The sequence below is a fragment of the Tsukamurella ocularis genome (assembly GCF_024807615.1).
GTDB classification, from domain to species: Bacteria; Actinomycetota; Actinomycetes; order Mycobacteriales; family Mycobacteriaceae; genus Tsukamurella; species Tsukamurella ocularis.
The window spans coordinates 563,106-586,968 of sequence record NZ_JANUCJ010000002.1 but is presented as its reverse complement, the minus strand read 5'-3'; the positions used below and the strand labels follow the sequence as shown (position 1 = coordinate 586,968).

Sequence of the window (23,863 nt, the reverse complement as noted above, 5' to 3'; positions counted from 1 at the left end):
TTATCCACCATGAGCGGACAGGGACCCACGACCTCATCGGCACTCTGGCACGGCTTCGCGGACATGGGCGCCGTGCAGCGCGACGGCGCGTTCGTCTTCGCGCGCGGCGAGGGCGCGTACGTCTTCGACACCGACGGCAATCGGTACCTCGACGCGACCGCCGGCCTGTGGTTCGCCAACGTCGGCCACGGCCGCGCCGAGGTCGCCGACGCGGTGCGGGACCAGCTCCTCAAGGTCGCGCACGTGACCGGCTTCGGCGATGCCGCGACCGATACGACCGTCGCCCTCGCGAACCGCCTGCAGGCCATCGCGCCGGTGCCCGACAGCAAGATCTTCTTCACTTCGGGCGGCTCCGATTCGGTCGACTCGGCGATCAAGCTGGCCCGCCGGTACTGGCAGGAGCAGGGACGTCCGGAGAAGAAGCTCATCGTCGGCCGTTCGAACGCCTACCACGGCATGCACGTGGGCGGCACGAGCCTGGGCGGTATCCCGGTGAACGCCGAGGGCTACGGCGGGGTGCTCTTCGACGACACCGCGACGGTCGCGTGGGACGACGCGAAGGAGTTGCTGGGTCTGATCGAGCGGGTCGGCGCCGAGACGATCGCGGCCTTCGTCGCCGAGCCGGTCATCGGAGCCGGCGGATTGCTGCCCCCGCCGGAGGGGTACCTGCGCGAGGTCCGCGACATCTGCCGCGAACACGACGTGTTGTTCATCGCCGACGAGGTGATCACCGGCTTCGGCCGGATCGGCGGCGCGTGGTTCGCCTCGAGCCGGTTCGACCTCGAGCCCGATCTGATGACCACCGCCAAGGGGCTCACCAGCGGCTACGTGCCGATGGGTGCTCTGTTCGTCGCGCCGCGCGTTGCCGAGCCCTTCTACGCGGGCGGCGTGTGGTGGCGGCACGGCTACACCTACGGCGGTCATGCGGCGGCCGCCGCGGCGTCGATGGCCGTGCTCGACATCATGGAGCGCGAGAATCTGCTCGCCGAGGCGCTGCGGCTGCAGGACACCCTCCTGCGCGAGCTCTCCACGCTGGCCGACCACCCGAAGGTCAAGGACGTGCGGGGCGGCGTCGGCGCCGTCGCCGGCGTGCAGCTGCACGAGCCCGCCGAGGCCATGGCGATGGTGAAGAAGCTACGGGCGCAGGGCGTCTCCGGCCGCGCCGCAGGCCTCGGCACCCTCCAGTACTCGCCGGCATTGGTGACCACCGACGAGCAGGTCGCCGAGATCGCCGCCGCCACGCGACGGGCGCTCGACGCCTGACCTGAGTAAGCCCCGGGTAAGGGCGGTTGCAAGGGGTTGCACGGCGTATGTGGCCCATTCAAGCCTGCTGTGAATGTGGTCCGTGACACACTTTCGCACGTGAACGAAGAGGATACGGCGGCGGTCTACCAGCGCGCCTACGACAGCAAGGAATTCCACGAGCTCCGCCGCAGGCTGGCGACGTTCGCGCTCCCGATCTCCGTGGCCTTCCTGCTCTGGTACGCCGTGTACGTGCTGCTGGCCACCTACGCGCACGAGTTCATGAGCCAGAAGCTGTTCGGGAACATCAACGTCGCGCTGGTGATGGGGCTCGGGCAGTTCGTCACCACGTTCGCCATCACCTGGGCGTACGTACGGTTCGCGAACAACACGATCGACCCGATGGCGATGGATCTCCGTGAGCACATCGAGGGCGAGCTCAAGGCCGGGGAGGCGGGCCAGTGACCGATCTCCTCGCCTGGGAGCCCCGCACGATCGAGGTCGGCCAGCAGGTCGGCTCCACCGCGCTGAACATCCTCGTCTTCGTCCTGTTCATCGGCGTCACGATGGGCCTGGTCATCAAGGCCAGCCGCACCACCAAGAAGGCCACGGACTTCTACACCGGCGGCGCCACGTTCACGGGCCCGCAGAACGGTTTCGCCATCGCCGGCGACTACCTGTCGGCCGCCAGCTTCCTCGGCATCTGCGGCGCCATCGCCGTCCAGGGCTACGACGGCTTCCTGTACTCGATCGGCTTCCTCGTGGCCTGGCTCGTCGCGCTCCTGCTCGTCGCCGAGCGGCTGCGCAACGTCGGCAAGTTCACCATGGCCGACGTGCTGAGCTTCCGGCTCAAGCAGCGCCCCGTCCGGATGGCTGCCGCGCTCGCGACGCTCACCGTCTCGCTCTTTTACCTGATCGCCCAGATGGCCGGCGCGGGTGGCCTCGTCTCGCTCCTGCTCAACATCAAGGGCACCACCGGCCAGGCCGTCGTCGTCGCGGTCGTGGGCGTCCTGATGATCGTCTACGTGCTCGTCGGCGGCATGAAGGGCACCACCTACGTGCAGATGGTCAAGGCCGTCCTGCTCGTCGGCGGCGCCCTGCTGATGACGCTCATGGTGCTCGCCGCGGTCAAGGGCAACTTCTCCGACCTGCTGCAGAAGGCCATCGACGGCAGCGCGGCGGGCGAGAAGATCATCGAGCCCGGCCTGAAGTACGGCAAGACCGAGACCACCAAGCTGGACTTCATCTCGCTGGCGCTGGCACTCGTGCTCGGCACCGCGGGCCTGCCGCACGTGCTCATGCGCTTCTACACCGTGCCCACGGCGAAGGAGGCCCGCCGTTCGGTGACCTGGGCCATCGGCCTGATCGGCGCGTTCTACATCTTCACCCTCGTGCTGGGCTTCGGCGCCGCCGCCTACGTGGGGGCCGATGTCATCGCGAAGGCCCCCGGCGGGGTGAACTCCGCGGCACCGCTGCTCGCGTTCTCGCTGGGCGGCACGATTCTGATGGCGGTCATCTCCGCCGTCGCCTTCGCCACGATCCTCGCGGTCGTCGCAGGTCTGGCGATCACGGCGTCGGCGAGCCTCGCCCACGACATCTACAACGGTGTCATCAAGCACGGCAAGGCTTCCGAGGAGTCCCAGGTCCGTGTCTCGCGCATCACCGTGGTGGTCATCGGCATCGCGTCGATCATCCTGGGCATCGGCGCCATGGGGCAGAACATCGCCTTCCTGGTGGCGCTGGCGTTCGCCGTCGCGGCGTCCGCCAACCTGCCGACGATCCTGTTCTCGCTGTTCTGGCGGAAGTTCAACACCGCCGGAGCAGTGCTGTCGATGTACGGCGGCCTGATCTCGGCCATCGTGCTCATCGTCTTCTCGCCGGCGGTGTCGGGCAAGTCGACGTCGATGTTCAAGTCGCTCGACTTCCACTGGTTTCCGCTGGAGAACCCCGGCCTGGTGTCTATCCCGATCGGCTTCGGCCTGGCGATCCTGGGCACGCTCTTCGGCAAGCCGGACACCGATCTCGCCGACAAGGCGGTCGAGATGGAGGTCCGCTCGCTCACCGGCGTCGGTGTCGAGAAGGCCATCGACCACTAGCCCTCCGCGTTCGACGGTGCCCGTCCCTCGTCGGTTGGGCCGGCACCGTCATCGCTCCCGGTCGTCCAGCCGCCTGCCGTCGCGGATCCCAGGACCATGGCGAGCGCCAGCCGGTCGGCGTCCGCCGAACCCGGCTCGGCGGTGTAGATCATGATCCTGAGATCGTCACCCGCGACGAGCAGGGTGTCGCAGTCGACCGTGATCCGTCCGACCTGAGGGTGATCGATGCTCTTGCGGCGGCCAGCGTCTCCGGTCGGCCGCGGCGCATCGGCGTTCCACAGCTCGACGAACCGGGGGCTTTCTCCGGACAGCTCGCGGATAAGGTGCCGCAGCTGTTGGTCCGTCGGATAGCGAGCAGCTGTCAGACGCAGATCCGCGACGAGGCCCGCCTGTAGATCCGCGCGCTCGTCCGGCGTCAGCACGGTGCGCCCCTCTGGCCCGAGGAGGTTCCGTCGGACGCTGTTGCGCTCTATGGCGCCGCGGCCTGTGGTCGGTCCCATAAGCGCGTCGTACGGGGCGTTGGCCACGAGGAGGTTCCACATCGCATCGAAGACGGCTACGGGGGTGTCGGCGAGACGATCCAGCAGCCGCTGGACGCTCGCAGTGATCCGTGCGGGCACGATTCCGGGACCGGGTGTCGCGTGGCCGGAGAGCCTGAAAAGAAGGTCGCGCTCGACGTCGGTCAGTCGCAGTGCCCGTGCCAGCGACTCGACGACCTGCGCCGACGGTGCCGTCGCCCGCCCCTGTTCGAGGCGGGTCAGGTAGTCGACGGAGATGCCGGCGAGACCCGCCAGTTCTTCGCGGCGCAGTCCGCTCGTGCGTCGTCGCCCGCCTACGTGGACACCGATATCGGCGGGGGAGACGCGGTCGCGCCACCGGCGCAGCGTCGCGCCGAAATCCGAATCGTTCATATGTCGACTATGCGCGCCCGCGGCTCGCGCCGCCTGGTACTGCGGGTCCTAGGAAACGTGTGACCTGGTCTCGCGGCGGTCGAGCGGCGAGAGTCGAGGTATGAACATCGAATCGGGCACCGTCCTCATCACCGGCCCCACCGGCGGCCTCGGCCGCGCGGCGACCCTTGCGCTCGCCTCGCGGCCCACATCTGCGCGCCCTGATCTCCTGCTCGTCGGGCGCGGTGGCTCGCGTCTGGACGAGGTCACCGCGGCGGCCCGCGCGGGCGGCGCGACCGTCCAGTCGATAGCGGCGGATCTCGCGTCGCTCGCCGATGTGCGGGATGCTGCGGCGCGCGTGCGTTCGCTCGTCGGGGACGGTACGGTCCGGCCCCTCCGCTCGATCGTTGCCAACGCGGGGGTGTCAGTGCTCGACACCCACGGCGCTTCCGCAGATGGATACGAGACCACGTTCGCCGTCAACCACCTCGCGCACGCACAGCTGATCGGCGACCTCCTCCCGACAGTGACGGAGCCAGCCCGGATCGTGTTGCTCGGGTCGAACACGTACTACGAGAACATCTTCCGGCGGATTATCGGTGTCCCCGCGGCTCGCTGGCGCGACCCGCTCGAGCTGGCCCGGCCGACGCCCGCGGGCGAGGACGCCGCGCCGGACGCCGCCGGTGTGGCCTACTCGGACTCGAAGCTCGCGGTCCTCTACTACGCGCACGAACTGCAGCGCCGGGCCCCCCACGATGTCCACGTGCTCGTCTTCGAGCCGGGCTTCATGCCGGGGACGGGGCTCTCCCGCGAGCACGGCGCGGCGATGCAGCGGATCGGCCGCCTGCTCGAGCGTGTTCCCCGGGTGTCGTCGCCGGCGCGATCAGGCCCGCTCCTTGCGTCGGTGGCCGTCGACGCTGCTTGGACGGCGCTGCCCGGGGCCGCGTTCGTCGTCAAGGGGCGGGAACGGAAGGTCGAGGACTTCGCGTGCGACCCGGTCCGCGAGGCACGGCTGTGGGAAGCCACCCAGGAACTCCTCCGCGCCGCTCGATGACGGACTACAGGACGACGACCTCGCTGCCCGCCACCTCGTCGGCCCGCAGGGTGACGTTGAGGGCGGCGATCCGGCCGTCCGCGGTGAACGTGACGTCGCCGAGCAGCAGGTACCCGGGCGCGCCGGGCAGGCGCACGGTGTACCCGAGGACGCCGTCGACCAGCGCGACCAGGGCGGTCTTCGCCTTGAACAGGAAGGCCTCCGCGATCGCGGGGGCGCCCGCGAGCACCGTGGACGGCGCACCGTCGGCGTGCGTCCGGAAGACGGCGTCCGGGTCGAGCAGCTCGACGAGGGCGGTGAAGTCCCCATCGCGTGACGCCGCGAGGAAGGCGCGCACGGCGTCGGTGCGCGCCGCGTCCGGACGGGGCGTTCCGGCCACCCGGCGGCGCGCGCGGCTCGCGAGCTGGCGGGTCGCGGCGGGGCTCTTGCCGAGGACGGAGGCCACATCGTCGAAGGGCACGGCGAAGACGTCGTGCAGCACGAAGGCCACGCGTTCCGCGGGCGCGAGGTCGTCGAGGACCGCGCCCATCGCGGCCCCGACGGCCTCCGCGAGCTGCGCCTCATCGGCGGGGGAGGACGCGGTGTCGGCGGGATCCACGTCATCGAGAGGCGTCGTCTCGCGCCGGGCGCGCAGCCGGTCGAGGCAGATCCGCGAGACAACGGTCGTCAGCCACGCGGTTGGGTTGTCGACGGTGCCGTCGCCGTCCGCCCTGTCGGCGCGCAGCCACGCCTCCTGCACCGCGTCCTCGGCGTCGGCGGGGGAGCCGAGCATCCGCGTGGCCACCGCGAGAAGCCGGGGCCGTGCGCTTTCGAAGTCGTTCAGGTCCATGTGTCACATCCTCCGTCGTCGATCCGTCAGGAAGATGACGGGGCGCCCGCCCCGAGTGTGACCGACTGAGGAGATCGACATGACCGCACGGATGACGAACCCCGCCTTCGCCCTGCCCGGGGCGATGGACGCGCTGACGAAGCTGGGCGAGGCGGTGGCGGCCTCGGGGCTGTCGCCGGAATTGCTGGAGCTGGTCAACATGCGGGCCAGCCAGCTCAACAGCTGCAGCACCTGCCTCGACGGGCACTGGCGGATGGCGCGCAAGCACGGGGCGTCGGACGACAAGCTCTTCGCCGTCGGCGCATGGCGCCACACGCCCTACTTCTCCGACGCCGAGCGGATCGCACTGGAGCTCACGGAGGAGCTGACCGCGCTCGCGGGCCACCCCGAGGCGGTGCCGGACGCGCTGTGGGACGCCGCCGCGGACGAGTTCGACGCCGCCCAGCTGGCCGCGCTGGTGCTCGCCGTCGGGCAGATCAACCTGTGGAACCGCGTGAACCACGCGACCCGCCAGGAGGCGGGCTCCTGGCGCCCCTGACGTGGGTCAGGGGAACACAACACCGGCGAGCCAGCCGATTCCGGCCGCAGTGACTGCCGCGCCGAACCCGACGACGAGCGACAGAGCGCACCCCTCGCTGCCCGTCCGAAGGTCCTCCCGGGGATTCGCCTCGCGGGTGGCGTCCAGCGTGGCGTCCGGACGACGCAGGGCCGCGATCCGGAAGCTGTGCCAGAGCGGACGCGGCTCGAGCAACAAGTACAGGAGTGCGCCGACCTGGCCGATGACGAACATCCAGAACCATGCCCACCGATTGCCCCAGCGTGGGCGGGACGTGAGCATGGCCAGGAAGGTGAGCATCCAGGCGATCGCGACCGTGGTGCCGAACCAGGTAGGAGTGCGGAACGGCCATCGGACGATTGTGTCGTCGTACGTCTCGACCTGAACGCCACGGTCGTACATCTGGGTGCGGAACTCGGAGTAGGTACCCGTACCGGGAATCGGTCCTGTGTACCAGTGGAAGGGTCCAGTCGACCAATCCGCAGCACCCACGGTGTTGCTATTCGAGTGCTCCCATGGAACGACCCGGACCACCTCGCCGCGGTCGAGTGCGCGGGTGAAGTCGTCGGAGCTCGCGATCCTCGGGTGCGCGGTGATCGCTCCCGCGATGGCACCGATGACGAGGACGGCGAGGAAGGTCGCACGGATCGCGGGCCGCACGTAGTTCACTGTGCCTCCTTCTGGATTGCGATCAGCAATGCTAACGCGGAGGCAGACTCGAATGCGCAACGACGGTGCCCGCCCCTCGTGTGAGGGGCGGGCACGGTCGTCGTGTGAAGCGGTGAGGCTAGACCGAGGCGGTCGCGAGCGTCTCGGCGGCGAAGATCGCCTGCGCGACGCCCTGCACGGTGGCCGCGACCTTGACGGCCTCGAAGGCCTGCTCCTTGGTCAGGCCCGCCTTGCGGACCACGTCGTCGTGGGCGGCGACGCAGTGCTCGCAGCCGTTGATCGCCGAGACGGCGAGGCTCCACAGCTCGAAGTCGGTCTTGTCGACGCCGGGGTTGCCGATGATGTTCATCCGCAGGCCCATACGCACCTGGGCGTAGTCGGCACCGAGGAAGCCCTTCGCCCGGTAGGCGACGTTGTTCATGCCCATGACGGAGGCGGCACCGAGGGCGGCCTGGTAGGCCTCCGCCGACAGGGTGTCGGCGGCCTCTTCGGCGATCTCGCGCAGGACGGTCGCGTTCTTGGTGGCCGCGGCCGAGGCGAGGAAGGTACCCCACAGCTGCTGCTCGGTGAGCTCGGTGGAGCGCGCGAGCGAGCTGAGGTTGAGCTTGAGGTCCTTCGCGTACTCGGGGACCGCGTTCTTCAGGTTGTCGATCGACATGTGTTTAGACGCTCTCCTTCAGCAGCTCGCCGGCGTCGAGGGTCGGGTCACCCTTCTTCCAGTTGCAGGCGCATAGCTCGTCGGACTGCAGGGCGTCCAGCACACGGAGCACCTCGTCGACGTTGCGGCCCACGGAACCGGCCGTCACGGAGACGAACTGGATCTCGTTGTTCGGGTCGACGATGAAGGTGGCGCGGTCCGCGACGCCGTCGGCGTTGAGCACGCCGGTGGCCTGCGCCAGCTCGCGCTTGAGGTCCGAGAGCATCGGGAAGGGGAGGGTCTTCAGGTCCTCGTGCTGCGCGCGCCACTGGAAGTGCACGAACTCGTTGTCGACCGAGGCGCCGAGCACCTGGGCGTCACGATCGGCGAACTCGTCGTTGAGCTTGCCGAAGGCGGCGATCTCGGTCGGGCAGACGAAGGTGAAGTCCTTCGGCCAGAAGAAGACGATCTTCCACTTTCCGGCGTAGTCGTCGCTGGTGACGGTGGTGAAGTAGTCGTCCGGCTGCTGCGCGTCGACCTTCGACAGGTCGCCGCCGATCACGGCGGTGAGGTCGAACGCGGGGAACTGATCGCCGATGGTCAAGAGAGGCAAGATGACTCCTTCATGGGTATCGATGAGCCCGAGGTGCGACCCGGGGTATGGGCGCGCGGGCGGGGTTGCTTTCGGAGACCACTGTGCCGTTCGAATCACATCCTTGTAAAGGAAAGGTGATGGATGGCACTAGACTGATAGGTATGTCCGATCAGCCTTATCAGCCGACCCTCGCGCAGCTGCGCGCCTTCGTCGCAGTGGCACGCTCGCGCCACTTCGGCACCGCGGCGACATCGCTCGGTGTGAGTCAGCCGTCGCTGTCGCAGGCGCTGGCCTCGCTCGAGGCCGGGCTCGGTGTGCAGCTGGTGGAGCGCAGCACCCGCAGGGTGCTCATCACGGAGGCCGGTATGGCGCTGCTGGAGCAGGCCTCCGTCATCGTGGCCTCCGCGGCGGAGCTGGTGAGCTCGGCGGCCGGCCTCACGGGCGAGCTTCGCGGCACGCTGCGGCTCGGCATGATCCCCACGGTCGCGCCGTATCGACTGCCTCGTCTCCTGCCGCAGCTGCGCTCCGCGGTCGACGATCTTGCGGTCACCGTCGTCGAGGATCAGACGGCCCGCCTGCTCGACGCGCTGCGGTCCGGCCGGATCGATGTGGCCGTCCTCGCGCTGCCGGTGCACAGCTCGTCGGTCGCCGAGATCCCTCTCTACGACGAGGAGTTCGTGCTCGTCGTACCGCCCGGTCACCCGCTCGCCGGCCGCGACGACCTCACGGCGGACGACCTCTCCGGGCTGCCGCTTCTGCTGCTCGACGAGGGGCACTGCCTTCGAGACCAGGCGCTCGACCTCTGCCGCCAGGCCGAGGAGGGCGTCGGGGTCATGGGTGACACCCGGGCGGCCTCGCTCGCGACGATCGTGCAATGCGTCTCCGGCGGCCTAGGGGTCACCCTGCTGCCCGAGCCCGCGGTCGCCGTCGAGCTCCGCGGCACGGATCTGGCGACGGCGCGGTTCGCCGCGCCCGCACCGGGGCGCCGGATCGGCCTCGCCTACCGGGCGTCCAGCGCGAAGACGGAGGGCTTCGCCCGCCTCGCCGAGATCGCCCGCGCGGCCGCGGGATCTACCGTGTGACCAGGCCGAACCGGGCACACGAGTCCGTTGAGGCCACCGGCGGGTTCGAGGCGACGGCGCCGTTCGCCGTGCGGGTCGATCTCGACGCGCTGCGCTGAGCGCTAGCCTGGGACGCATGGCCGAATCGCGTTCCGTTCTGATCCTCATGGACTACCAGCGAGGCATCGTCGACGGTGCCGAGCGCGCCGGCGCCGCGGCCCTCGCCTCCGCCGCACGCGCCCTGTCGGCGGCGCGCGACCACGGCGTGCCGGTGGTGCACGTGCGTGTCGCCTTCCGGCCCGATTACCCCGAGATCCCACCGACCAACCGGGCTTTCGCCATGCTCCGCGAGGGCGGCGACTCGATGACCGAGGTCTCTCCGCTCACGGCGATCGTCCCCGAGGTGGCGCCGCTACCGGGGGAGCCCGTCGTTGTGAAGCGCCGGTTCGGGGCGTTCAGCGGCAGCGATCTCGACGTGGTGCTGCGCGGCCTGCAGGCCGATCACCTGGTGCTCGCAGGCATTTCGACGAGCGGGGTGGTCCTGTCGACGGTCCGCTACGCGGGCGATCTCGACTACGGCCTCACGGTCCTGGCCGACGCCTGCGCTGACCACGATCCCGAGGTGCACCGCGTGCTGGTGCGCAAGGTCTTCCCGCGTCAGGCCGAGGTGCTGGCCGTCGACGAGTGGATCGAATCGCTCGGCTGAGCTCAGCGGCGGGGGCGCTTGCCGGGCTTGGCCTTCGGTGTCGCGGCCTTCTTGCCCGCCGCGGCACGGGCGGCCTGCTTCGCGCGCGTCTTCTCCCGCGCGGTGCGCTTGGGTGCGGGCTCGGCGAGGCCCCGTGACGAGCCCGCCTTCCGGCCGCGCACCACGCCGATGAACTCCGCGACGGCCTCCGGCTGTTCGCCCGCGAGGACCGCGAGCACGACGGGGGAGGGCGGCGCGTCGGTGACCGGCCGGTACGTGAGGTCCTTGCGGTGGTGCAGCCGCGCGAGCGACTGCGGCACGAGGAGCACGCCCAGGCCCGCGGCGACGAGTTCGATCGCGGCCTCGGTGCTCTCCGGCCGGTGCTCGACCGGCGCGCCCGGGGCGCCGCCCCAGTGCAGGGCGTCGTCGTGGGGGAGCAGGGTTGGCTCCTCGTCGAGATCGGCCGCGGCGAGGTCGTCGGCGGCCGCGGCGTGGTGCTCCTTCGGCACCACCGCGACCACCTGCTCCTCGTACAGCGCGATCGTCGCGAGCCCGCTCGTCTCCGCGGGCAGGCGCAGGAGCGCCAGGTCGACGGTGCCGTCCCGGACCGCCTCCGGCGCGTCCGCCGCCGGGAGGGGGACGAGGACCAGGCGGACGTCCGGGTGCCGCTCGCCCCAGATGCGGGCCCATTTGGCGGGCGTGGCGCCGGGGACGTAGCCGAGCCGCAGGCCTGGCGGGAGCGATGAGGTCACGGCATGAGATTACCGATAGGCTGGTCGGCATGAGCAGGCCGAACACACAGTCCATGAAACCCGCGACCGCGGCGAAGAAGCTGGACGTGTACCTGCCCGCGACGCCGACGCACTTCCAGGAGAACGTGATCACCCGCGACGAGCTGGCTGCGCTGCAGGCCGAGCCGCCGCAGTGGTTGCAGGATCTGCGGAAGAACGGGCCGCATCCGAAGAACCTCGTCGCCGCCCGCCTGGGCGTGTCGATCTCGGGCCTGCAGCGCGCGGGCGTGGGGGAGGCGCTGACCACGGAGCAGATCACCGGTCTGCTCGCGGACCCGCCGCAATGGCTGATCGACGAGCGCGCCGGTCTCGACGCGGTGCGCGCCGAGGAGCAGCGCGTCGCCGAGGCGCGTGCGGCCCGCAATCGGCCCCGGCGGAAGTAGCTCTCGGTACGGCGTGTCGCCAGCACGCTGACGGCTCGGGTGATCCCTGCGATCCGGTGACGCCGGCAACCCTCATGTGTACGCTGTAAACATGACGTGCGGTGCCGACGTACGTCGTGGAGACACAGTAGAGAGTGAGTCACCATGTCCGAGCGGATGTCCACCACCCGAGTCATCGCCGCGAGCCCCGACCGGGTCTTCGCCGCCCTCGCCGATCCCGCACTCCACCAGGACATCGAGCCCACGGACTGGGTCCGCGCCGCGGTGGGCGCCGCCCCGCTCGACCACGTCGGGCAGATGTTCTCCGTCAACATGTACCTCGAGCAGGCGGGCGGCGACTACGTGATCGAGAACAAGGTGACCGAATTCGAGCGGGACCGCGTCATCGGGTGGCTTCCTGGTACCAGTAAGGAGGGTGCGTGGGAGGCCGGCGGATGGTGGTGGCGGTACGACCTCGCGCCGTCGGGCGACGGCACGCAGGTCACGCTGACCTACGACTGGACCGACACCCCGCAGTCCTTCCGGGACTTCGTCGGCTCCATGCCGCCGTTCCCGCCGGAGTACCTCGACCAGTCGCTCGCCGGCCTCGACGCCGTCGTCCGGGGCTAGTCAGCCCGAGACGACCTCCACGTCCACCAGCACGACGTCGCCGCGCTCGTCGGACGCGGGGAGGTCGACGACGGCCGTGATGGCCCAGCCGTGGTCGCCGTCGGGATCGGCGATCGTCTGCCGCACCTTCCAGGCCCGCGGCATCGACGTGTCGAGCGAGAACAGCTGCGGGCCACGGGCGTCCGGGCCGGTCTCGATGTCGTCGTAGTCCTCGTAGTAGTCGTCGAAGGCCGCGTACCAGTCGACGCCGGGATCCATGGCGTCGAGCAGGTCGTACTCCTCCTCGGCGACGAGCTGCACGCGCCGGAACATCGTGTTGCGCACCATGACTGCGAATGCCCGCTCGTCGGAGGTCAGCGACGTGGAGCGCCCGATCTCCGGGGCGGAGGCGTGCGCCTTCACCGGGTCCGGGGAGGTCATCTCCTCCCACTCGTCGACGAGCGAGCTGTCCACGTACCGCACCAGCGCGCCCAGCCAAGCGATGTAGTCGTCGAGTTCCGGCGTGCGCACCGCCTCGGGAACGGTGTGCCGCAGCGTCCGGAAGGCGTCCGACAGGTACCGCAGGACCGCGCCCTCCGACCGGCCCAGCTGGTACTTCGAGACCAGGTCGTTGAAGGTCATCGCGCGCTCGATCATCTCCCGCACCACGGACTTCGGCGAGAGCTCGAACTGCGTCACCCAGGCGTGACCCGCGGCGTAGGTCGCGAACGCGGGGACGAGCAGCTCCTCCAGCGGCTTCGGGTACGTGACGTCCTCGAGCAGCGCCATCCGCTCGTCGTAGTCGATCCCGTCCGCCTTCATCTCCGCCACCGCGGCGCCGCGCGCGGCGTTTTGCTGCGCCCGCAGTACCGGTCGCGGGTCGTCGAGCACGGATTCGATCACGGAGATCACGTCGAGGGCGTACTCCGGGGACTCGGCGTCGAGCAGCTCCAGCGCCGCGAGCGCGAAGGGCGCGAGGGGCTGGTTCAGGGCGAAATCGGGCTGCAGGTCGACGGTGAGCCGCACGTGCCGGCCATCCTCGTCGGGCTCGGCGAGCCGCTCGACGACGCCGCCCAATTCGAGGCCGCGGATCAATGTGATCGCGGTTCTGATGTGCCGTAGCTGGTTCCGGCGCGACTCGTGATTCTGCTCCAGGAGGTGACGCATCGACTCGAAGCAGTTCTGCGGCCGGGCGATCACGTTGAGCAGCATCGAGTTGGTCACCGAGAAGCGCGAGACCAGCGGTTCCGGATCCGCCGCCACGAGCTTCTCGAAGGTGGCCTTCCCCCAGGAGACGAACCCCTCGGGCGGCTTCTTGCGCTGGACGCGCTTGAGCTTGGCGGGATCCCCGCCCGCCTTCGCCTCCCGGCGCGCGTTCTCGATCTCGTGCTCGGGCGCCGCCACGACGACGGTGCCCATCGTGTCGAAGCCGGCTCGCCCGGCGCGCCCGGCGATCTGGTGGAACTCACGGGCGCGCAGGTGGCGCGTGCGGTTCCCGTCGAACTTGGTCAGGCCCGTGAGGTAGACGGTGCGGATCGGCACGTTGATGCCGACGCCGAGCGTGTCCGTGCCGCAGATGACCTTGAGCAGGCCCTCCTGCGCGAGCTTCTCCACGAGTCGCCGGTACCGGGGGAGCATGCCGGCGTGGTGCACGCCGACACCGGAGCGGATCAGGCGCGAGAGGGTCTTGCCGAAGCCGGTGGTGAACTGGAAGTCGCCGATCGCCGCGGCGATCGCCGCCTTCTCCTCCTTGCTCGCCAGCGGGAGCGACATGAGCGCCTGTGCGCGCTCCGCCGCGGCTTGCTGCGTGAAGTGGACGACGTACACGGGCGCCTGGTGCGTGGTGACCAGCTCGACGATCTGGTCCTGGATCGCCATGGTGGAGTAGGCGAAGTGGAGCGGCACCGGGCGCTCCGCACCGGCGACGAGGACCGTCTCCCGGCCGGTGCGGCGGGTGAGGTCCTCCTCGAAGAAGGAGGTGTCGCCGAGCGTCGCGGACATGAGCACGAACTGCGCGTGCGGCAGCTCGATCAGCGGCACCTGCCAGGCCCATCCGCGGTCTGGCTCGGAGTAGTAGTGGAACTCGTCCATCACGACCTGGGCGATAACCGAGTCCGCGCCCTCGCGGAGCGCGAAGTTCGCGACGATCTCGGCGGTGGCGCACACGATCGGTGCGTCGGCGTTGACGGCGGCGTCGCCGGTGACCATGCCGACGTTCTCCGTGCCGAAGACCTCGCACAGTGCGAAGAACTTCTCGCTGACAAGGGCTTTGATCGGGGCGGTGTAGTAGGTGCGGCGACCCAGCGCGAGGGCCGCGAACTGGGCGCCCATCGCCACCAGGGACTTGCCGGAGCCGGTGGGCGTCGCCACGATCACGTTGGCGCCCGAGCACGCCGCGATCAGGGCCTCCTCCTGGGCGGGGTACAGCGTGATGCCGCGATCCTCGGTCCACTCCAGGAATGCCTCGAAGACCGCGTCGGCCGTCGGGTCGGACGGCAGCAGGTCGATGAGGTTCACTCATCTCACTCTACGGGCCGCGATCGTGGCCGCTCAGCCCAGCTCCTGGGCCGGCGCGGCGACGGTGACGCCGGCGGCGGACCGCAGCCCGTCGCGCAAGTGGGTCCGCGCGAGCCGCGCTGGCGAGGTGGTCGTCAGGAAGTCCGTGAGGAGCGTCAGGAACCGGTCGGGCGCCTCCGTCATCGGGAAGTGGCCGACACCGTCGAACACCTCCACGCGTGCCGACGGCAGCGCGGCACGCAGCACTTCGGCGTGCGACGCCGGGATGATGGAATCGTCGGCGCCCCACGCCACGAGCGTGGGGACCTCGGCGGTGAGGTAGCAGCGGTCCAGCATGGTGACCACCTGGCCGCGCAGGTCCACCACGGAGCGCAGCGTCCGCGCAAAGGCGTGCGGGGAGGCGGTGTTCGGCATCCGGTCGAGCGCACGGCGAAGCTGCACCGCGTCGGGACGCACAGGGCTCGGGACGGCGGCCGCAGCGAGCAAGGCGGTGGCCAGAACCTCCTTCGCTCCCGGCAGGGCCGTGAGCGCGACGAGCTGCTCGGCGAACGGGAGTGAGAGGAGTCGCAGCAGCGGCGAGACGTCGTGGTCCACCCCGCCGGGCGCCACGAAGGCGATGCGCTCCACCATCTCCGGGTACTGGTAGGCGAACTGCCCAGCGACGCCGCCGCCCAGCGAGTGCCCGACGACCGACACGCGCTCGATACCGAGGTAGCAGAGCAGATCGCGCATGCCGTTCGCGAACGCCGCCACCGAGTAGTCGGCGCGCGGACGATCGGAGAGACCGTGGCCCAACAGATCCGGGGCGATTACCGTGAACCGGTCAGTGAGTGGCGCGAGAACGGAGTCCCAGACCAGCGAGTTGTCGCCGATGCCGTGCAACAGCAGCACGGCCGGCCCAGTGCCCCCGATCCGGTAGGCGCGACGGTGTCCGTGGATCGTCGCGAAGCACAGGTCGGGCACGTACGGGCGGGCACGGAAGGGCAGAACCTCGGAACTCATCGCGGCCTCCTCACGACTGACTGTTCGTCAGTGTGGGCGGGCCGGATTACGGGCGGCGCCTCGGTCCGTTACGCGGGCGTTTCGGCCGTGGCATCGACGTCGGCGTCGAGATCCGCGTCGCGCCGCAGAGCGTCCTGCAGGTCGGCTGTCGTGAGCCGCGCGGGATCGGTGCCGTCGATGAACTCGTTCAGCACCGCGAGGAAGCGCTCCGGATCGCTCCGGAACGGAAAGTGCCCGGCACCGTCGAACACCTCCAGGCGCGACAACGGGAGCGAGGCGTGCAGCAGATGCGCGTGCTCGACGGGGATGATCGGGTCGTTCGATCCCCACACCACGAGCACGGGCAGGGAATCGGCGACGTAGGTGCGGTCGAGCATCGTCACCACTTGGCCCAGCGGGTCGATGACGGCGCGCAGGGTGCGGGTGAACGCCCGCGGCGTCCCCGCATGCGGCAGGCCCGCGAGCACGCGGGCGCAATCGGCGTTGTCGACGAACAGCTTGATCGGCACCCGGCCGAGCAGGTCCAGCGCGGCGCTCGCCACCGGAAGTACGCCGGGGAGGGCGAGCGAGCGGATCGCGATCTCCGACATCGGCAGCGAGACTGCCCTCAGCACGGGGGAGACGGAGCGGGTGACGCCGCCGGTGTCGACGAAGACGAGCCGCTCGACCATGTGCGGGTACTGGTAGGCGAACTGGCCGGCGATGCCGCCGCCGAGCGAGTGCCCGACCAGCGTCGCGCGTTCGATGCCGAGGTAGAGCAGCAGGTCGCGCATGGCGTTGGTGAACGCGGGCAGCGAATAATCCGCGCGCGGGCGACCGGAGAGGCCGTGCCCGAGGAGGTCGGGCACGATCACCGTGTACCGCTCGGCGAGGCGCTCGAGGATCGGCTCGAACGTCGACGAGTTGTCGGCCATCCCGTGGATCAGCAGTAGAGCGGGTCCGCTGCCGCCGATCCGGTAGGCCCGGCGGTGGCCGTGGATCAGCGCGACGCGCTGACGCACCTGCGTCACGACGCGGTGCCGCTGTCGCCCTCGTCGCCGGCCTGCTCCGCGAGGAAGGCCTCGAATTCACTGGCCAGATCGTCGCCGGTGGGGATGGCCTCGCCGTCGGCGATGAGCAGTTCGCGGGGCTGCTGCGCGGCCTCGTCGTACTGCTGCTCCAGCGCCTCGACCACCGAGGAGATCTCCGAACTGGACGAGACCTGGGCATCGATCTGCTCGCGCAGTTCGGCGGACTCGACCGCGAGATCGCCCTCGGGGAGCTGCAGGCCGACGGAGCTGCCCAGCGCGCCGAGCATGCCGAGGACGGCCTCGGGGTAGTCGTTCTGCGCGAGGTAGTGGGGCACGTGCACCGACAGGCCGAGCGTGTCGTAGCCCTTGTCGGCCAGGCGCAGCTCCAGCATGCCCGCGGCGCTGCCGGGAAGCCGCATGGTGCCGCCGTCCCACGACCGCAGCTCGCTGCGCAGGTCCGGGTTGTTGCCGTGCGCGGTGACCGGCACGGGCCGGGTGTGCGGCACCGCCATCGGGATGGCGTGCAGGCCCACGACCGTGCGCACGCCGAACCGCTCGGCGAGGCCGGCGACTGCGCTGACGAAGCCGTTCCACCGCAGGTCCGGCTCCGCGCCGGCGAGCAGTAGGAAGGGCTTACCGGCGGAATCGCGCACGGCGTACAGATTGAGCTCGGGCTCGTCGACGCCGGTGAAGCCGTCCTCGAAGGTCATCGACGGGCGGCGGGAGCGGTAGTCGATCAGCTCGTCGACGTCGAAGGACGCAACGAGCTCGGTGGTGAGGTTGTCCTTGAGGTGCTGGCGCAGGAGCCGCAGCGCGTGTCCGGCGTCGGCGTAGCCGTCGAGCGCGTGCACCAGAACGGGTCCGTTGCCGTCGGTGTCCGAGACCGACGGGCCGGGGAACTCCAGCTCGTACATGTGGGACTGCTCGTCCATGGCTACCTCCAACCGCCGTGCTTCCCGCGCGAGCGGGAGAGCTACCAGTTTTCCATGCGGGACAACCTCGCGTGCACCGTGTCGATTCCCGCGCGTCGCGTGTTTCCGCTCACGGCGTAACGGCGGACGCGAGGAAACGTCTCACGACCTCGGCTTCTGCGGGCGTGAGTGCGGCCGCCGCGACTCGGATCGGGCCGATCAGATCGCCGAAGAAGTCCTCGCCGAGGCGCCGAGCGGCCGGGGTGACGAGCAACCGGACCCGGCGGCGATCGTCGGGGTCGGGGCCGCGCTCGACCAGGCCGGCGGCCGTGAGGCGGTCGATGAGGGCGGTGCACGCCGCGGAGCTCAGCCGCAATGCCGCCGCGAGCGCACCGGGGGTGGCGGGCGCGTCCGCCCGCTCCAGGTCGAGCAACGCGACCAGTGCCCGTACGTCGGTGTCGCCGAGCGCGTGCCGCGCGCCGAAGGCCGCGATCTCGCGCTCCCAGCGCAGCGCCGCGGCGCGCAGGGCGTGCACGAGGTGCTCGTTGTCGCTCATGCGCCGACGGTAGCAGGTATCTTGAAGGTCAAATATCTCGATCATCGAGAGGAATGCCATGGGATCCGAGTTCTTCGACGCCTACGACGCCGTGGTTGAGCAGTGGTGCGTACCCGTCCGGCGGCTCGTCGTCGATGGGGCCCTCGCCCGCACGCAGGTGCTCGTCGCGGGTGACGACGTCGCGCCGTCGCTGCTCTGCCTGCCGGGCGGCGGGGACACCGCCGCTGCGTGGTTCGCTCAGGCTCCGGTGCTCGCATCCGCGCACCGAGTTCTCGCGGTCGACCTCCCCGGTGACGCGGGTGGCAGCGAACGTCGTGCCCTGCGTTCCGCAGATGAGCTTCCGGCGTGGCTCGATGAGGTGCTCGATGGGCTCGGCGTCGCTTCGACCGCAGTCCTCGGGCATTCCCTCGGAGCCCAGATCGCGGTGGCCTACGCGCTCGCCCGCCCGACTCGGGTGCGCGGACTCACTCTGCTCGATCCGACCGGCGTGTTCGCCCCGATGCGGATCGCGACGGCGCTGCGCGCGCTACCGCTCATGCTGGCTCCGACGGGCAAGCGTGCGGTGGCGTACGCGGAGTGGGAAACGGCTCGACACTGGCCTCCGACCCCGGAGTTCGGGCGCCTGGCCGAGGCGTCCGCCGACGGCCCGCGCCCGCGGATCACGGGATACACGGTGCCGAAGCGGCCTCGCCCCGACGCCCTGGACACGCTGCGCGGGCTGCCCGGCGGCGTCACCGTCGTCGTCGCGTTGCGCAGTCGATACCACGACGGCGCGGCTCTGGCGCGCATCGTCGAACAGCGGTACCCGTGGATGCGGGTCGAGACGTTGCCCGTGTCCCACCACGAGCTGCCCTTCGCCTACCGGCCGTGAGCCCGCGCGTCAGGAGACGTGGACGGTGGGGCGGCGCTTGGAATCGTGCTCGGCCTGGCGCAGCACCTCGTGGCAGACGGCCGCGACCTCGCCCGAGCCCTCCACGAGGTATTTGCCCATGTTGAGCACGGGGTTCATCTCCGACCACTGGAAGTAGACCTCGGGCACCACGCCGGTCTCGTCGCGGATGTACAGCAGGACCGCGGCGATCGTGTTGGCGATGCTGCCCGAGCGCACCTTGAGCAGGCGATAGCCGAACTTCTCGATGCCCCGGACCTCCAGGTCCTCCTCGAAGTCCGACGAGTCTCGCGGCCACACCTCGAGCAGGATCACCCGCGACCGGCCAGGAATGTGGCCGAACTTGCGTTCCGCGCGGACCTTGTCGCGGTACTCCTTCTTGGTGTCCACGTCGGGCTCGTGCGAGACGATCCGGATCGCGTGCTGGGCAGCCGCGTCGTCACGGATGAACTCGAGGGCCTTCTCGTCGAAGGTGATCGACGAGGCGCGCAGCTCGAACGAGCGCCGTACGCGCGAGCCGATCGACACCACGGCGATCGCGAGGATGAAGAGCGCGGCGATCCGCACGCCGTCGGGCCGCTCGATGATGTTGTCGATCGTGGTGTAGACGAAGACGGCGGAGATGAGCCCGAAGCCCCACGTGGCGGCGGTCTGGCGCTTGCGGCGCGCCGAGATGGTCACGGCGATCGCGGCGGAGGTCATGAGTACGAGCACGCCGGTGGCGTACGCACCGCCCTGCGCGTTCACGTCGGCCTCGAAGATGAGGACGATCACGAGGGCGATCACGGTGAGCACCACGACCAGCGGCCGGACGGCCGAGGCCCAGCGCGGGGCCATGCCGTACCGCGGCAGGTACCGCGGCACCAGGTTCAGCATGCCGGCCATCGCGGAGGCGCCCGCGAACCAGAGGATCGCGACCGTCGAGACGTCGTAGACGGTGCCGAAGCCGTTCCCGAGGTACTCGTGCGCGAGCCACGCCAGGGCACGGCCGTTGGCATCGCCGTTCGGACCGAACTCCTCCGCAGGGATGAGCACCGTGGTCGCGAAGCTCGACGTGGCGAGCAGCACGCTCATGATCACCGCGGCGGTGGTCAGGAGGCGGCCCGTGTCCCGGATGCGCTTGGCCGGGTACTCGGGCGGGTCGTTCGGATCGCCCTTGATCTGCGGCATGACCGCGACACCGGTCTCGAAACCGGAGAGGCCTAGCGCCAGCTTCGGGAAGACGATGAGCGCGACCGCGATCACCATGAGCGGATTCGAATGCTCCGCCCACAGTAGGTCCTGCCAGTCCAGCACCTTCTGCGGCCGCTCGGCGACGTGGAACAACGAGACGCCGATGACGACCACGTTGAGCGACAGGTACACCGTCACCAGGACGACGGCGGTGCCGATCGCCTCGCGGAAGCCCTTGAGGAAGATCACGCCCAGGGCCAGGACCAGGCCGAGGGTGATGGGGACGTTGGCGCCGTGGAGGAACGACGGGACGAGCGGGTTCTCGACGATGTGCTCGGCCGCGTCGGACGACGACAGGGTGATGGTGATGATGAAGTCGGTGGCCGCGAAGCCGAGCAGCACCAGCACGAACAGCTTGCCGCCCCACCAGGGGAGGAGCCGCTCGAACATCGCCAGCGAGCCGGAGCCGTTGAAGCTCTCCCGGGACACGCGCTTGTAGACCGGGAGCGCGCCGAACAGCGTGAGCGCGATCAGCACCAAGGTCGCGATGGGGGAGATGACGCCGGCCGCGATGAACGCGATGGCGGGCTGGTAGCCGAGGGTCGAGAAGTAGTCGACACCGGTCAGGCACATGACCTTCCACCACGGCTGCGGGTGTTCCGCATCCTTCGCATGGGGTCCGACGTGGGTGCCGGCCCGCTCAGACATGCCGCTGAGGAACCAGTCGCGCGTGCGGTCCGAGAACCGCGGTAAGCCGATCACGCGGTTCACAGTAGCGCTCGCCGGTGCCGCACGTCGGGCGCCCGCCCGACGGTGTCCGGTACGGGCGATCCTGTGCACAACGCCCAGCGTGGAGAACGTTTCGTAACCAAAGTGGGGATGAGTGGGCCGCAGCGGCGATCGCGGTTCGTCGCCTCGATCAGCATTCGAGCATGACGAAACATCACGTGGACCCGGCCATGAAGATCGACTCCCTCGGCGACCTGGTCGCCGCCGTCCCGGCACTCCTGGGCTTCTATCCGACGCGATCGGTGATACTGCTCGCGCACGACGAGGTGACCGGCCGGATCGGGGCCACCGCTCGGACTGATCTCGACGTGACCCGGTCCGGCGGTCTTCGGAAAGACTGCCGGACCCACATCGCCGAGGCGGTGGGCCTCCTGCGGCGCCAGGGCGCGGACCGGCTGTTCTGCGTCGCGGTCGATGATCGCCCGCGCGAGCGGGTCGCCTCGGCGCTGCTCCGGCTGCTCGAGGATGCCACCCGATCCCGGGACGCGGTCGATCCGGACCTCGAGATCATCGACCTGGTGCTGCTGGACCGAATGGAGGCCGGCGAGAGATGGGTGTGCCGACACGGGGAGAGCGGCTCCCTCCCGGATCCGGCGTTGTCGCCCCTCATGGTGGCGGCCGTCGTGGAGGGGCGCACCATCCACCGGTCTCGCGCGGACCTGACGGACCAGCTCGCGGAGGAGGGGCCGGGGATCGGCGCGGACCGCTGCCGGGACGCCGCGGACTTCGAGGCGGACGGAGATCCGTGCGAGCTGTTGGCCGCTCTCGTCGGGGCCGTCACTGCGCAGCGCTCGGCGGCCCTCTCGGACGCCGACGTAGCCCTGCTTGGGGGAGCGCTCCTCGAGGTGAAGGTGCGCGATGCGGCGATGGCGTTGGCACTCACCGTGATGGCCGACGAGGCCCGGCTGTTGTTCGCCGAACTGGCGCGGCGCCTGCGGGGCACGCCGCGGGCAGCGGCGGCGACGCTGGTGGCCGCTGGGAGTTACCTGCACGGGGACGGTCCGCTCACCGGCATCGCCCTCGATGCGGCACTGACCGCCGATCGACGCTACCGGGGCGCGCACCTGCTGGCGCACGCGCTGGCCGCGGGGATGCATCCGCGCGAGCTGTGCAGCACCGCCGAGATCGGCGTGGACGTGGCCCGCCGTCTCGGTGTGGATCTCCCGCCCCGCGATCTCGGGTTCCCTCTCGCCGGGTGACGACCGGCGCGGGGCCCGAGTGGGGTCAAGCGCGGCGGGCGGCGTGCGAGCGGTCGCCCAGCTCCTGGGTGTACGCCCAAGCGTCGGCGACGATGTCGCGCAGGTCCGTCTTCTCGGGCCGCCAGCCGAGCTCGTCGATCGCCCGGCGGGACGACGCGACCAGCACCGCCGGGTCGCCGGCGCGGCGCTCGGCGGCGGTCTCGGGGATCTCACGCCCCGTCACCTCGCGACAGGTGTCGATCACCTGACGCACCGAGAAGCCCGCGCCGGAACCGAGATTGAAGATCTCATGCGTGCCCGGCCGCGCGTGGTCCAGGGCCAGCAAGTGAGCCTCGGCGAGGTCCTTGACGTGCACGTAGTCGCGGACCGCGGTGCCGTCGTCAGTCGGGTAGTCGGCGCCGAAGACGGCGATGTCGCCGCGCTGTCCCAGCGCCGTCTGCAGCACGAGGGGAATCAAGTGAGTCTCCACCTCGCGGTTCTCCCCGAAGCCGCCGTAGCTGCCCGCCACGTTGAAGTACCGCAGCGAGACCGCGGCCAGGCCGTAGGCAGTGGCGTACGAGGAGATCGCGGCGTCGATCGCGAGCTTGGTCGCGCCGTAGGTGTTGGTGGGCGCGGTGCGCGCGTCCTCCGTGATCGGGACGACCTCCGGCTCGCCGTAGGTCGCCGCCGTCGACGAGAAGACCAGGCGCGGCACGCCGGCCGCCAGCATCGCGTCGAGCAGCGTCAGCGTGGTGACGACGTTGCCCTGCCAGTAGTTGTGCGGGTGCGACACCGACTCGCCCACCAGCGATTTCGCTGCGAAGTGCAGGACGCCGTCGAAGTCGCCGTCGGCGAGCAGAGGGCGGGCGGCCTGCGCCACGTCGCCTTCCACGAACGTGGCGCCCGCGGGCACCGCCTCGCGATTGCCGGTGCTCAAGTCATCGAGCACGGTCACCTCGTGTCCGCGCTCGAGCAGCACCTGCGTGCACACGCTGCCGACGTAGCCGGCGCCACCCGTCACCACGAGGCGCATCGGCTACACCGCCTCGACGAAGACCGCGTGGGCCATCTCGTCGGGGAGCTCGAAGTCCTCATGCCCGGCGACGGAGATGACCACGGCCCCGCGCTGGACGGTGACCGTGACGCGCGCGTCCGGAACCACACCGGCCTCACGGAACCGGCCGATCAGGTCGCTGTCCGCCTGGACGTGCTCGGCCAGGCGCTTGATGACCACGGCCGTCGGGCCGCCCTGCGGGAGGTCGGTGAGCCGAGCCGGGCGCGCCGGCTCGTTCGTGATCGCCACCCCGAGCTCGCCGAGCCCGGGGATGGGGTTGCCGTACGGCGACGTGGTGGGGTTGCCCAGTACCTCCAGGAGGCGCCGTTCGACGTCCTCGCTCATCACGTGCTCCCAGCGGCACGCCTCGGCGTGCACGTTCTCCCACTGCAGCCCGATGACGTCCACCAGGAGCCGCTCTGCCAGCCGGTGCTTGCGCATCACGGCGATGGCCAATTGGCGGCCCTTCTCGCTGAGCTCGAGGTGCCGGTCACCCGCGACCCGGACCAGGCCGTCGCGCTCCATGCGCTGCACCGTCTGCGAGACGGTGGGACCACTCTGCTCAAGACGCTCCGCGATCCGCGCCCGGAGGGGCACCACGCCCTCCTCCTCAAGCTCGTAGATGGTCCGCAGGTACATCTCGGTGGTGTCCACCAGATCGTTCACGTATCCAGCTCCTTCTCGTCACTGTCGAGCTTAACCGAGACG

25 protein-coding genes are annotated in these 23,863 nt (G+C 70.2%); 11 read left to right on the top strand and 14 right to left on the bottom strand.

Annotated features, from left to right (window positions below):
* Window positions 1-9: 9 nt before the first annotated feature.
* From HNP44_RS08900 to HNP44_RS08890, 3 genes are all read left to right on the top strand, one after another.
* A complete protein-coding gene (locus HNP44_RS08900; RefSeq protein WP_259140117.1) occupies window positions 10-1,263 on the top strand; it encodes an aminotransferase family protein in 1,254 nt (417 codons plus the stop codon).
* A 99-nt stretch (window positions 1,264-1,362) separates the two neighbouring features.
* On the top strand, window positions 1,363-1,707 hold the full coding sequence (locus tag HNP44_RS08895) for a DUF485 domain-containing protein (RefSeq protein WP_259140118.1): 345 nt from the start codon (window positions 1,363-1,365) through the stop codon (window positions 1,705-1,707).
* Complete coding sequence (locus tag HNP44_RS08890; protein ID WP_259140119.1) at window positions 1,704-3,338, top strand: solute symporter family protein; 1,635 nt, start codon at window positions 1,704-1,706, stop codon at window positions 3,336-3,338. The genes HNP44_RS08895 and HNP44_RS08890 overlap by 4 nt, the downstream gene beginning before the upstream one ends.
* Here the strand turns inward: HNP44_RS08890 and HNP44_RS08885 are convergent.
* Window positions 3,335-4,249 (bottom strand): helix-turn-helix transcriptional regulator, encoded by a 915-nt coding sequence (locus HNP44_RS08885; RefSeq protein ID WP_259140122.1) that lies wholly within the window; start codon window positions 4,247-4,249, stop codon window positions 3,335-3,337. The two genes, HNP44_RS08890 and HNP44_RS08885, sit on opposite strands and share 4 nt — an antisense overlap.
* Before the next feature lie 100 nt (window positions 4,250-4,349).
* Here HNP44_RS08885 and HNP44_RS08880 point away from each other — a divergent pair, with 100 nt between their 5' ends.
* Window positions 4,350-5,282 carry an SDR family NAD(P)-dependent oxidoreductase gene (locus HNP44_RS08880; RefSeq protein ID WP_259140123.1) on the top strand — a complete coding sequence of 311 codons (933 nt, stop codon included), beginning with the start codon at window positions 4,350-4,352 and terminating at the stop codon, window positions 5,280-5,282.
* Window positions 5,283-5,286: 4 nt separating this feature from the next.
* Here HNP44_RS08880 and HNP44_RS08875 read toward each other — a convergent pair whose 3' ends face one another.
* Entirely contained in the window at window positions 5,287-6,111 is an 825-nt protein-coding gene (locus tag HNP44_RS08875; RefSeq protein WP_259140124.1) for a sigma-70 family RNA polymerase sigma factor, read from the bottom strand.
* 79 nt (window positions 6,112-6,190) lie between these two features.
* Here HNP44_RS08875 and HNP44_RS08870 point away from each other — a divergent pair, with 79 nt between their 5' ends.
* Window positions 6,191-6,649: a carboxymuconolactone decarboxylase family protein gene (locus HNP44_RS08870; protein WP_259140127.1), complete on the top strand. Its 459-nt coding sequence runs from the start codon at window positions 6,191-6,193 to the stop codon at window positions 6,647-6,649.
* A 6-nt stretch (window positions 6,650-6,655) separates the two neighbouring features.
* Here the strand turns inward: HNP44_RS08870 and HNP44_RS08865 are convergent, their stop codons facing one another.
* From HNP44_RS08865 to HNP44_RS08855, 3 genes are all read right to left on the bottom strand, one after another.
* Complete coding sequence (locus HNP44_RS08865; RefSeq protein ID WP_259140128.1) at window positions 6,656-7,336, bottom strand: hypothetical protein; 681 nt, start codon at window positions 7,334-7,336, stop codon at window positions 6,656-6,658.
* A 118-nt stretch (window positions 7,337-7,454) separates the two neighbouring features.
* A complete protein-coding gene (locus tag HNP44_RS08860) occupies window positions 7,455-7,994 on the bottom strand; it encodes a carboxymuconolactone decarboxylase family protein (RefSeq protein WP_068742148.1) in 540 nt (179 codons plus the stop codon).
* 4 nt (window positions 7,995-7,998) lie between these two features.
* Window positions 7,999-8,586 (bottom strand): peroxiredoxin, encoded by a 588-nt coding sequence (locus tag HNP44_RS08855; protein ID WP_259140130.1) that lies wholly within the window; start codon window positions 8,584-8,586, stop codon window positions 7,999-8,001.
* A 143-nt stretch (window positions 8,587-8,729) separates the two neighbouring features.
* On the opposite strand from HNP44_RS08855, the gene HNP44_RS08850 reads away from it, so the two are divergent.
* The gene (locus HNP44_RS08850; protein ID WP_259140131.1) at window positions 8,730-9,650 is read left to right on the top strand and encodes a hydrogen peroxide-inducible genes activator; all 921 of its coding nucleotides are present in this window, start codon (window positions 8,730-8,732) and stop codon (window positions 9,648-9,650) included.
* A gap of 115 nt (window positions 9,651-9,765) precedes the next feature.
* Entirely contained in the window at window positions 9,766-10,335 is a 570-nt protein-coding gene (locus tag HNP44_RS08845; RefSeq protein ID WP_259140132.1) for a cysteine hydrolase family protein, read from the top strand.
* 2 nt (window positions 10,336-10,337) lie between these two features.
* Here HNP44_RS08845 and HNP44_RS08840 read toward each other — a convergent pair whose 3' ends face one another.
* Window positions 10,338-11,066: a LysR family transcriptional regulator substrate-binding protein gene (locus HNP44_RS08840; protein WP_259140134.1), complete on the bottom strand. Its 729-nt coding sequence runs from the start codon at window positions 11,064-11,066 to the stop codon at window positions 10,338-10,340.
* Between the two features lie 29 nt (window positions 11,067-11,095).
* Here HNP44_RS08840 and HNP44_RS08835 point away from each other — a divergent pair, with 29 nt between their 5' ends.
* Together HNP44_RS08835 and HNP44_RS08830 are read left to right on the top strand one after the other, a co-directional pair.
* The gene (locus HNP44_RS08835; RefSeq protein WP_259140135.1) at window positions 11,096-11,488 is read left to right on the top strand and encodes a DUF5997 family protein; all 393 of its coding nucleotides are present in this window, start codon (window positions 11,096-11,098) and stop codon (window positions 11,486-11,488) included.
* Between the two features lie 144 nt (window positions 11,489-11,632).
* On the top strand, window positions 11,633-12,097 hold the full coding sequence (locus HNP44_RS08830; protein WP_259256868.1) for an SRPBCC family protein: 465 nt from the start codon (window positions 11,633-11,635) through the stop codon (window positions 12,095-12,097).
* On the opposite strand, the gene HNP44_RS08825 is transcribed toward HNP44_RS08830, so the two are convergent.
* The 5 genes from HNP44_RS08825 to HNP44_RS08805 form a co-directional block, all read right to left on the bottom strand.
* The gene (locus HNP44_RS08825; protein ID WP_259140138.1) at window positions 12,098-14,593 is read right to left on the bottom strand and encodes a DEAD/DEAH box helicase; all 2,496 of its coding nucleotides are present in this window, start codon (window positions 14,591-14,593) and stop codon (window positions 12,098-12,100) included. It lies immediately after the preceding gene.
* 33 nt (window positions 14,594-14,626) lie between these two features.
* A complete protein-coding gene (locus HNP44_RS08820; RefSeq protein ID WP_259140139.1) occupies window positions 14,627-15,595 on the bottom strand; it encodes an alpha/beta fold hydrolase in 969 nt (322 codons plus the stop codon).
* A 68-nt stretch (window positions 15,596-15,663) separates the two neighbouring features.
* Window positions 15,664-16,605 (bottom strand): alpha/beta fold hydrolase, encoded by a 942-nt coding sequence (locus HNP44_RS08815; RefSeq protein WP_259140142.1) that lies wholly within the window; start codon window positions 16,603-16,605, stop codon window positions 15,664-15,666.
* Window positions 16,602-17,537 (bottom strand): proteasome assembly chaperone family protein, encoded by a 936-nt coding sequence (locus tag HNP44_RS08810; RefSeq protein WP_259140143.1) that lies wholly within the window; start codon window positions 17,535-17,537, stop codon window positions 16,602-16,604. Before HNP44_RS08810 ends, HNP44_RS08815 begins: the two co-directional genes overlap by 4 nt.
* 109 nt (window positions 17,538-17,646) lie before the next feature.
* Window positions 17,647-18,072, bottom strand: a complete 426-nt coding sequence (locus HNP44_RS08805; protein ID WP_259140144.1) for a MarR family winged helix-turn-helix transcriptional regulator — start codon at window positions 18,070-18,072, stop codon at window positions 17,647-17,649.
* 58 nt (window positions 18,073-18,130) lie between these two features.
* Between HNP44_RS08805 and HNP44_RS08800 the strand changes: the two genes are divergently transcribed.
* Window positions 18,131-18,943 (top strand): alpha/beta fold hydrolase, encoded by an 813-nt coding sequence (locus tag HNP44_RS08800; RefSeq protein WP_259140146.1) that lies wholly within the window; start codon window positions 18,131-18,133, stop codon window positions 18,941-18,943.
* 9 nt (window positions 18,944-18,952) lie between these two features.
* On the opposite strand, the gene HNP44_RS08795 is transcribed toward HNP44_RS08800, so the two are convergent.
* Window positions 18,953-20,842: an APC family permease gene (locus HNP44_RS08795; protein WP_259140304.1), complete on the bottom strand. Its 1,890-nt coding sequence runs from the start codon at window positions 20,840-20,842 to the stop codon at window positions 18,953-18,955.
* A gap of 224 nt (window positions 20,843-21,066) precedes the next feature.
* Here HNP44_RS08795 and HNP44_RS08790 point away from each other — a divergent pair, with 224 nt between their 5' ends.
* Window positions 21,067-22,122 carry a DUF4192 domain-containing protein gene (locus HNP44_RS08790; RefSeq protein ID WP_259140147.1) on the top strand — a complete coding sequence of 352 codons (1,056 nt, stop codon included), beginning with the start codon at window positions 21,067-21,069 and terminating at the stop codon, window positions 22,120-22,122.
* A gap of 25 nt (window positions 22,123-22,147) precedes the next feature.
* Here HNP44_RS08790 and galE read toward each other — a convergent pair whose 3' ends face one another.
* Together galE and HNP44_RS08780 are read right to left on the bottom strand one after the other, a co-directional pair.
* Complete coding sequence (gene galE / locus HNP44_RS08785; protein WP_259140151.1) at window positions 22,148-23,134, bottom strand: UDP-glucose 4-epimerase GalE; 987 nt, start codon at window positions 23,132-23,134, stop codon at window positions 22,148-22,150.
* Window positions 23,135-23,137: 3 nt separating this feature from the next.
* Window positions 23,138-23,821, bottom strand: a complete 684-nt coding sequence (locus tag HNP44_RS08780; RefSeq protein ID WP_259140152.1) for a metal-dependent transcriptional regulator — start codon at window positions 23,819-23,821, stop codon at window positions 23,138-23,140.
* Window positions 23,822-23,863 lie beyond the last annotated feature (42 nt).

Excerpts from the sequence above, each read along its gene's own strand:
- HNP44_RS08900 (WP_259140117.1), top strand. The coding sequence starts at position 10 with ATGAGCGGACAGGGACCCACGACCTCATCGGCACTCTGGCACGGCTTC.
- HNP44_RS08885 (WP_259140122.1), bottom strand. The coding sequence starts at position 4,249 with ATGAACGATTCGGATTTCGGCGCGACGCTGCGCCGGTGGCGCGACCGC.
- HNP44_RS08880 (WP_259140123.1), top strand. The coding sequence starts at position 4,350 with ATGAACATCGAATCGGGCACCGTCCTCATCACCGGCCCCACCGGCGGC.
- HNP44_RS08875 (WP_259140124.1), bottom strand. The coding sequence starts at position 6,111 with ATGGACCTGAACGACTTCGAAAGCGCACGGCCCCGGCTTCTCGCGGTG.
- HNP44_RS08870 (WP_259140127.1), top strand. The coding sequence starts at position 6,191 with ATGACCGCACGGATGACGAACCCCGCCTTCGCCCTGCCCGGGGCGATG.
- HNP44_RS08860 (WP_068742148.1), bottom strand. The coding sequence starts at position 7,994 with ATGTCGATCGACAACCTGAAGAACGCGGTCCCCGAGTACGCGAAGGAC.
- HNP44_RS08850 (WP_259140131.1), top strand. The coding sequence starts at position 8,730 with ATGTCCGATCAGCCTTATCAGCCGACCCTCGCGCAGCTGCGCGCCTTC.
- HNP44_RS08845 (WP_259140132.1), top strand. The coding sequence starts at position 9,766 with ATGGCCGAATCGCGTTCCGTTCTGATCCTCATGGACTACCAGCGAGGC.
- HNP44_RS08835 (WP_259140135.1), top strand. The coding sequence starts at position 11,096 with ATGAGCAGGCCGAACACACAGTCCATGAAACCCGCGACCGCGGCGAAG.
- HNP44_RS08830 (WP_259256868.1), top strand. The coding sequence starts at position 11,633 with ATGTCCGAGCGGATGTCCACCACCCGAGTCATCGCCGCGAGCCCCGAC.
- HNP44_RS08820 (WP_259140139.1), bottom strand. The coding sequence starts at position 15,595 with ATGAGTTCCGAGGTTCTGCCCTTCCGTGCCCGCCCGTACGTGCCCGAC.
- HNP44_RS08810 (WP_259140143.1), bottom strand. The coding sequence starts at position 17,537 with ATGGACGAGCAGTCCCACATGTACGAGCTGGAGTTCCCCGGCCCGTCG.
- HNP44_RS08805 (WP_259140144.1), bottom strand. The coding sequence starts at position 18,072 with ATGAGCGACAACGAGCACCTCGTGCACGCCCTGCGCGCCGCGGCGCTG.
- HNP44_RS08800 (WP_259140146.1), top strand. The coding sequence starts at position 18,131 with ATGGGATCCGAGTTCTTCGACGCCTACGACGCCGTGGTTGAGCAGTGG.
- HNP44_RS08795 (WP_259140304.1), bottom strand. The coding sequence starts at position 20,842 with ATGTCTGAGCGGGCCGGCACCCACGTCGGACCCCATGCGAAGGATGCG.
- HNP44_RS08790 (WP_259140147.1), top strand. The coding sequence starts at position 21,067 with ATGACGAAACATCACGTGGACCCGGCCATGAAGATCGACTCCCTCGGC.
- galE (WP_259140151.1), bottom strand. The coding sequence starts at position 23,134 with ATGCGCCTCGTGGTGACGGGTGGCGCCGGCTACGTCGGCAGCGTGTGC.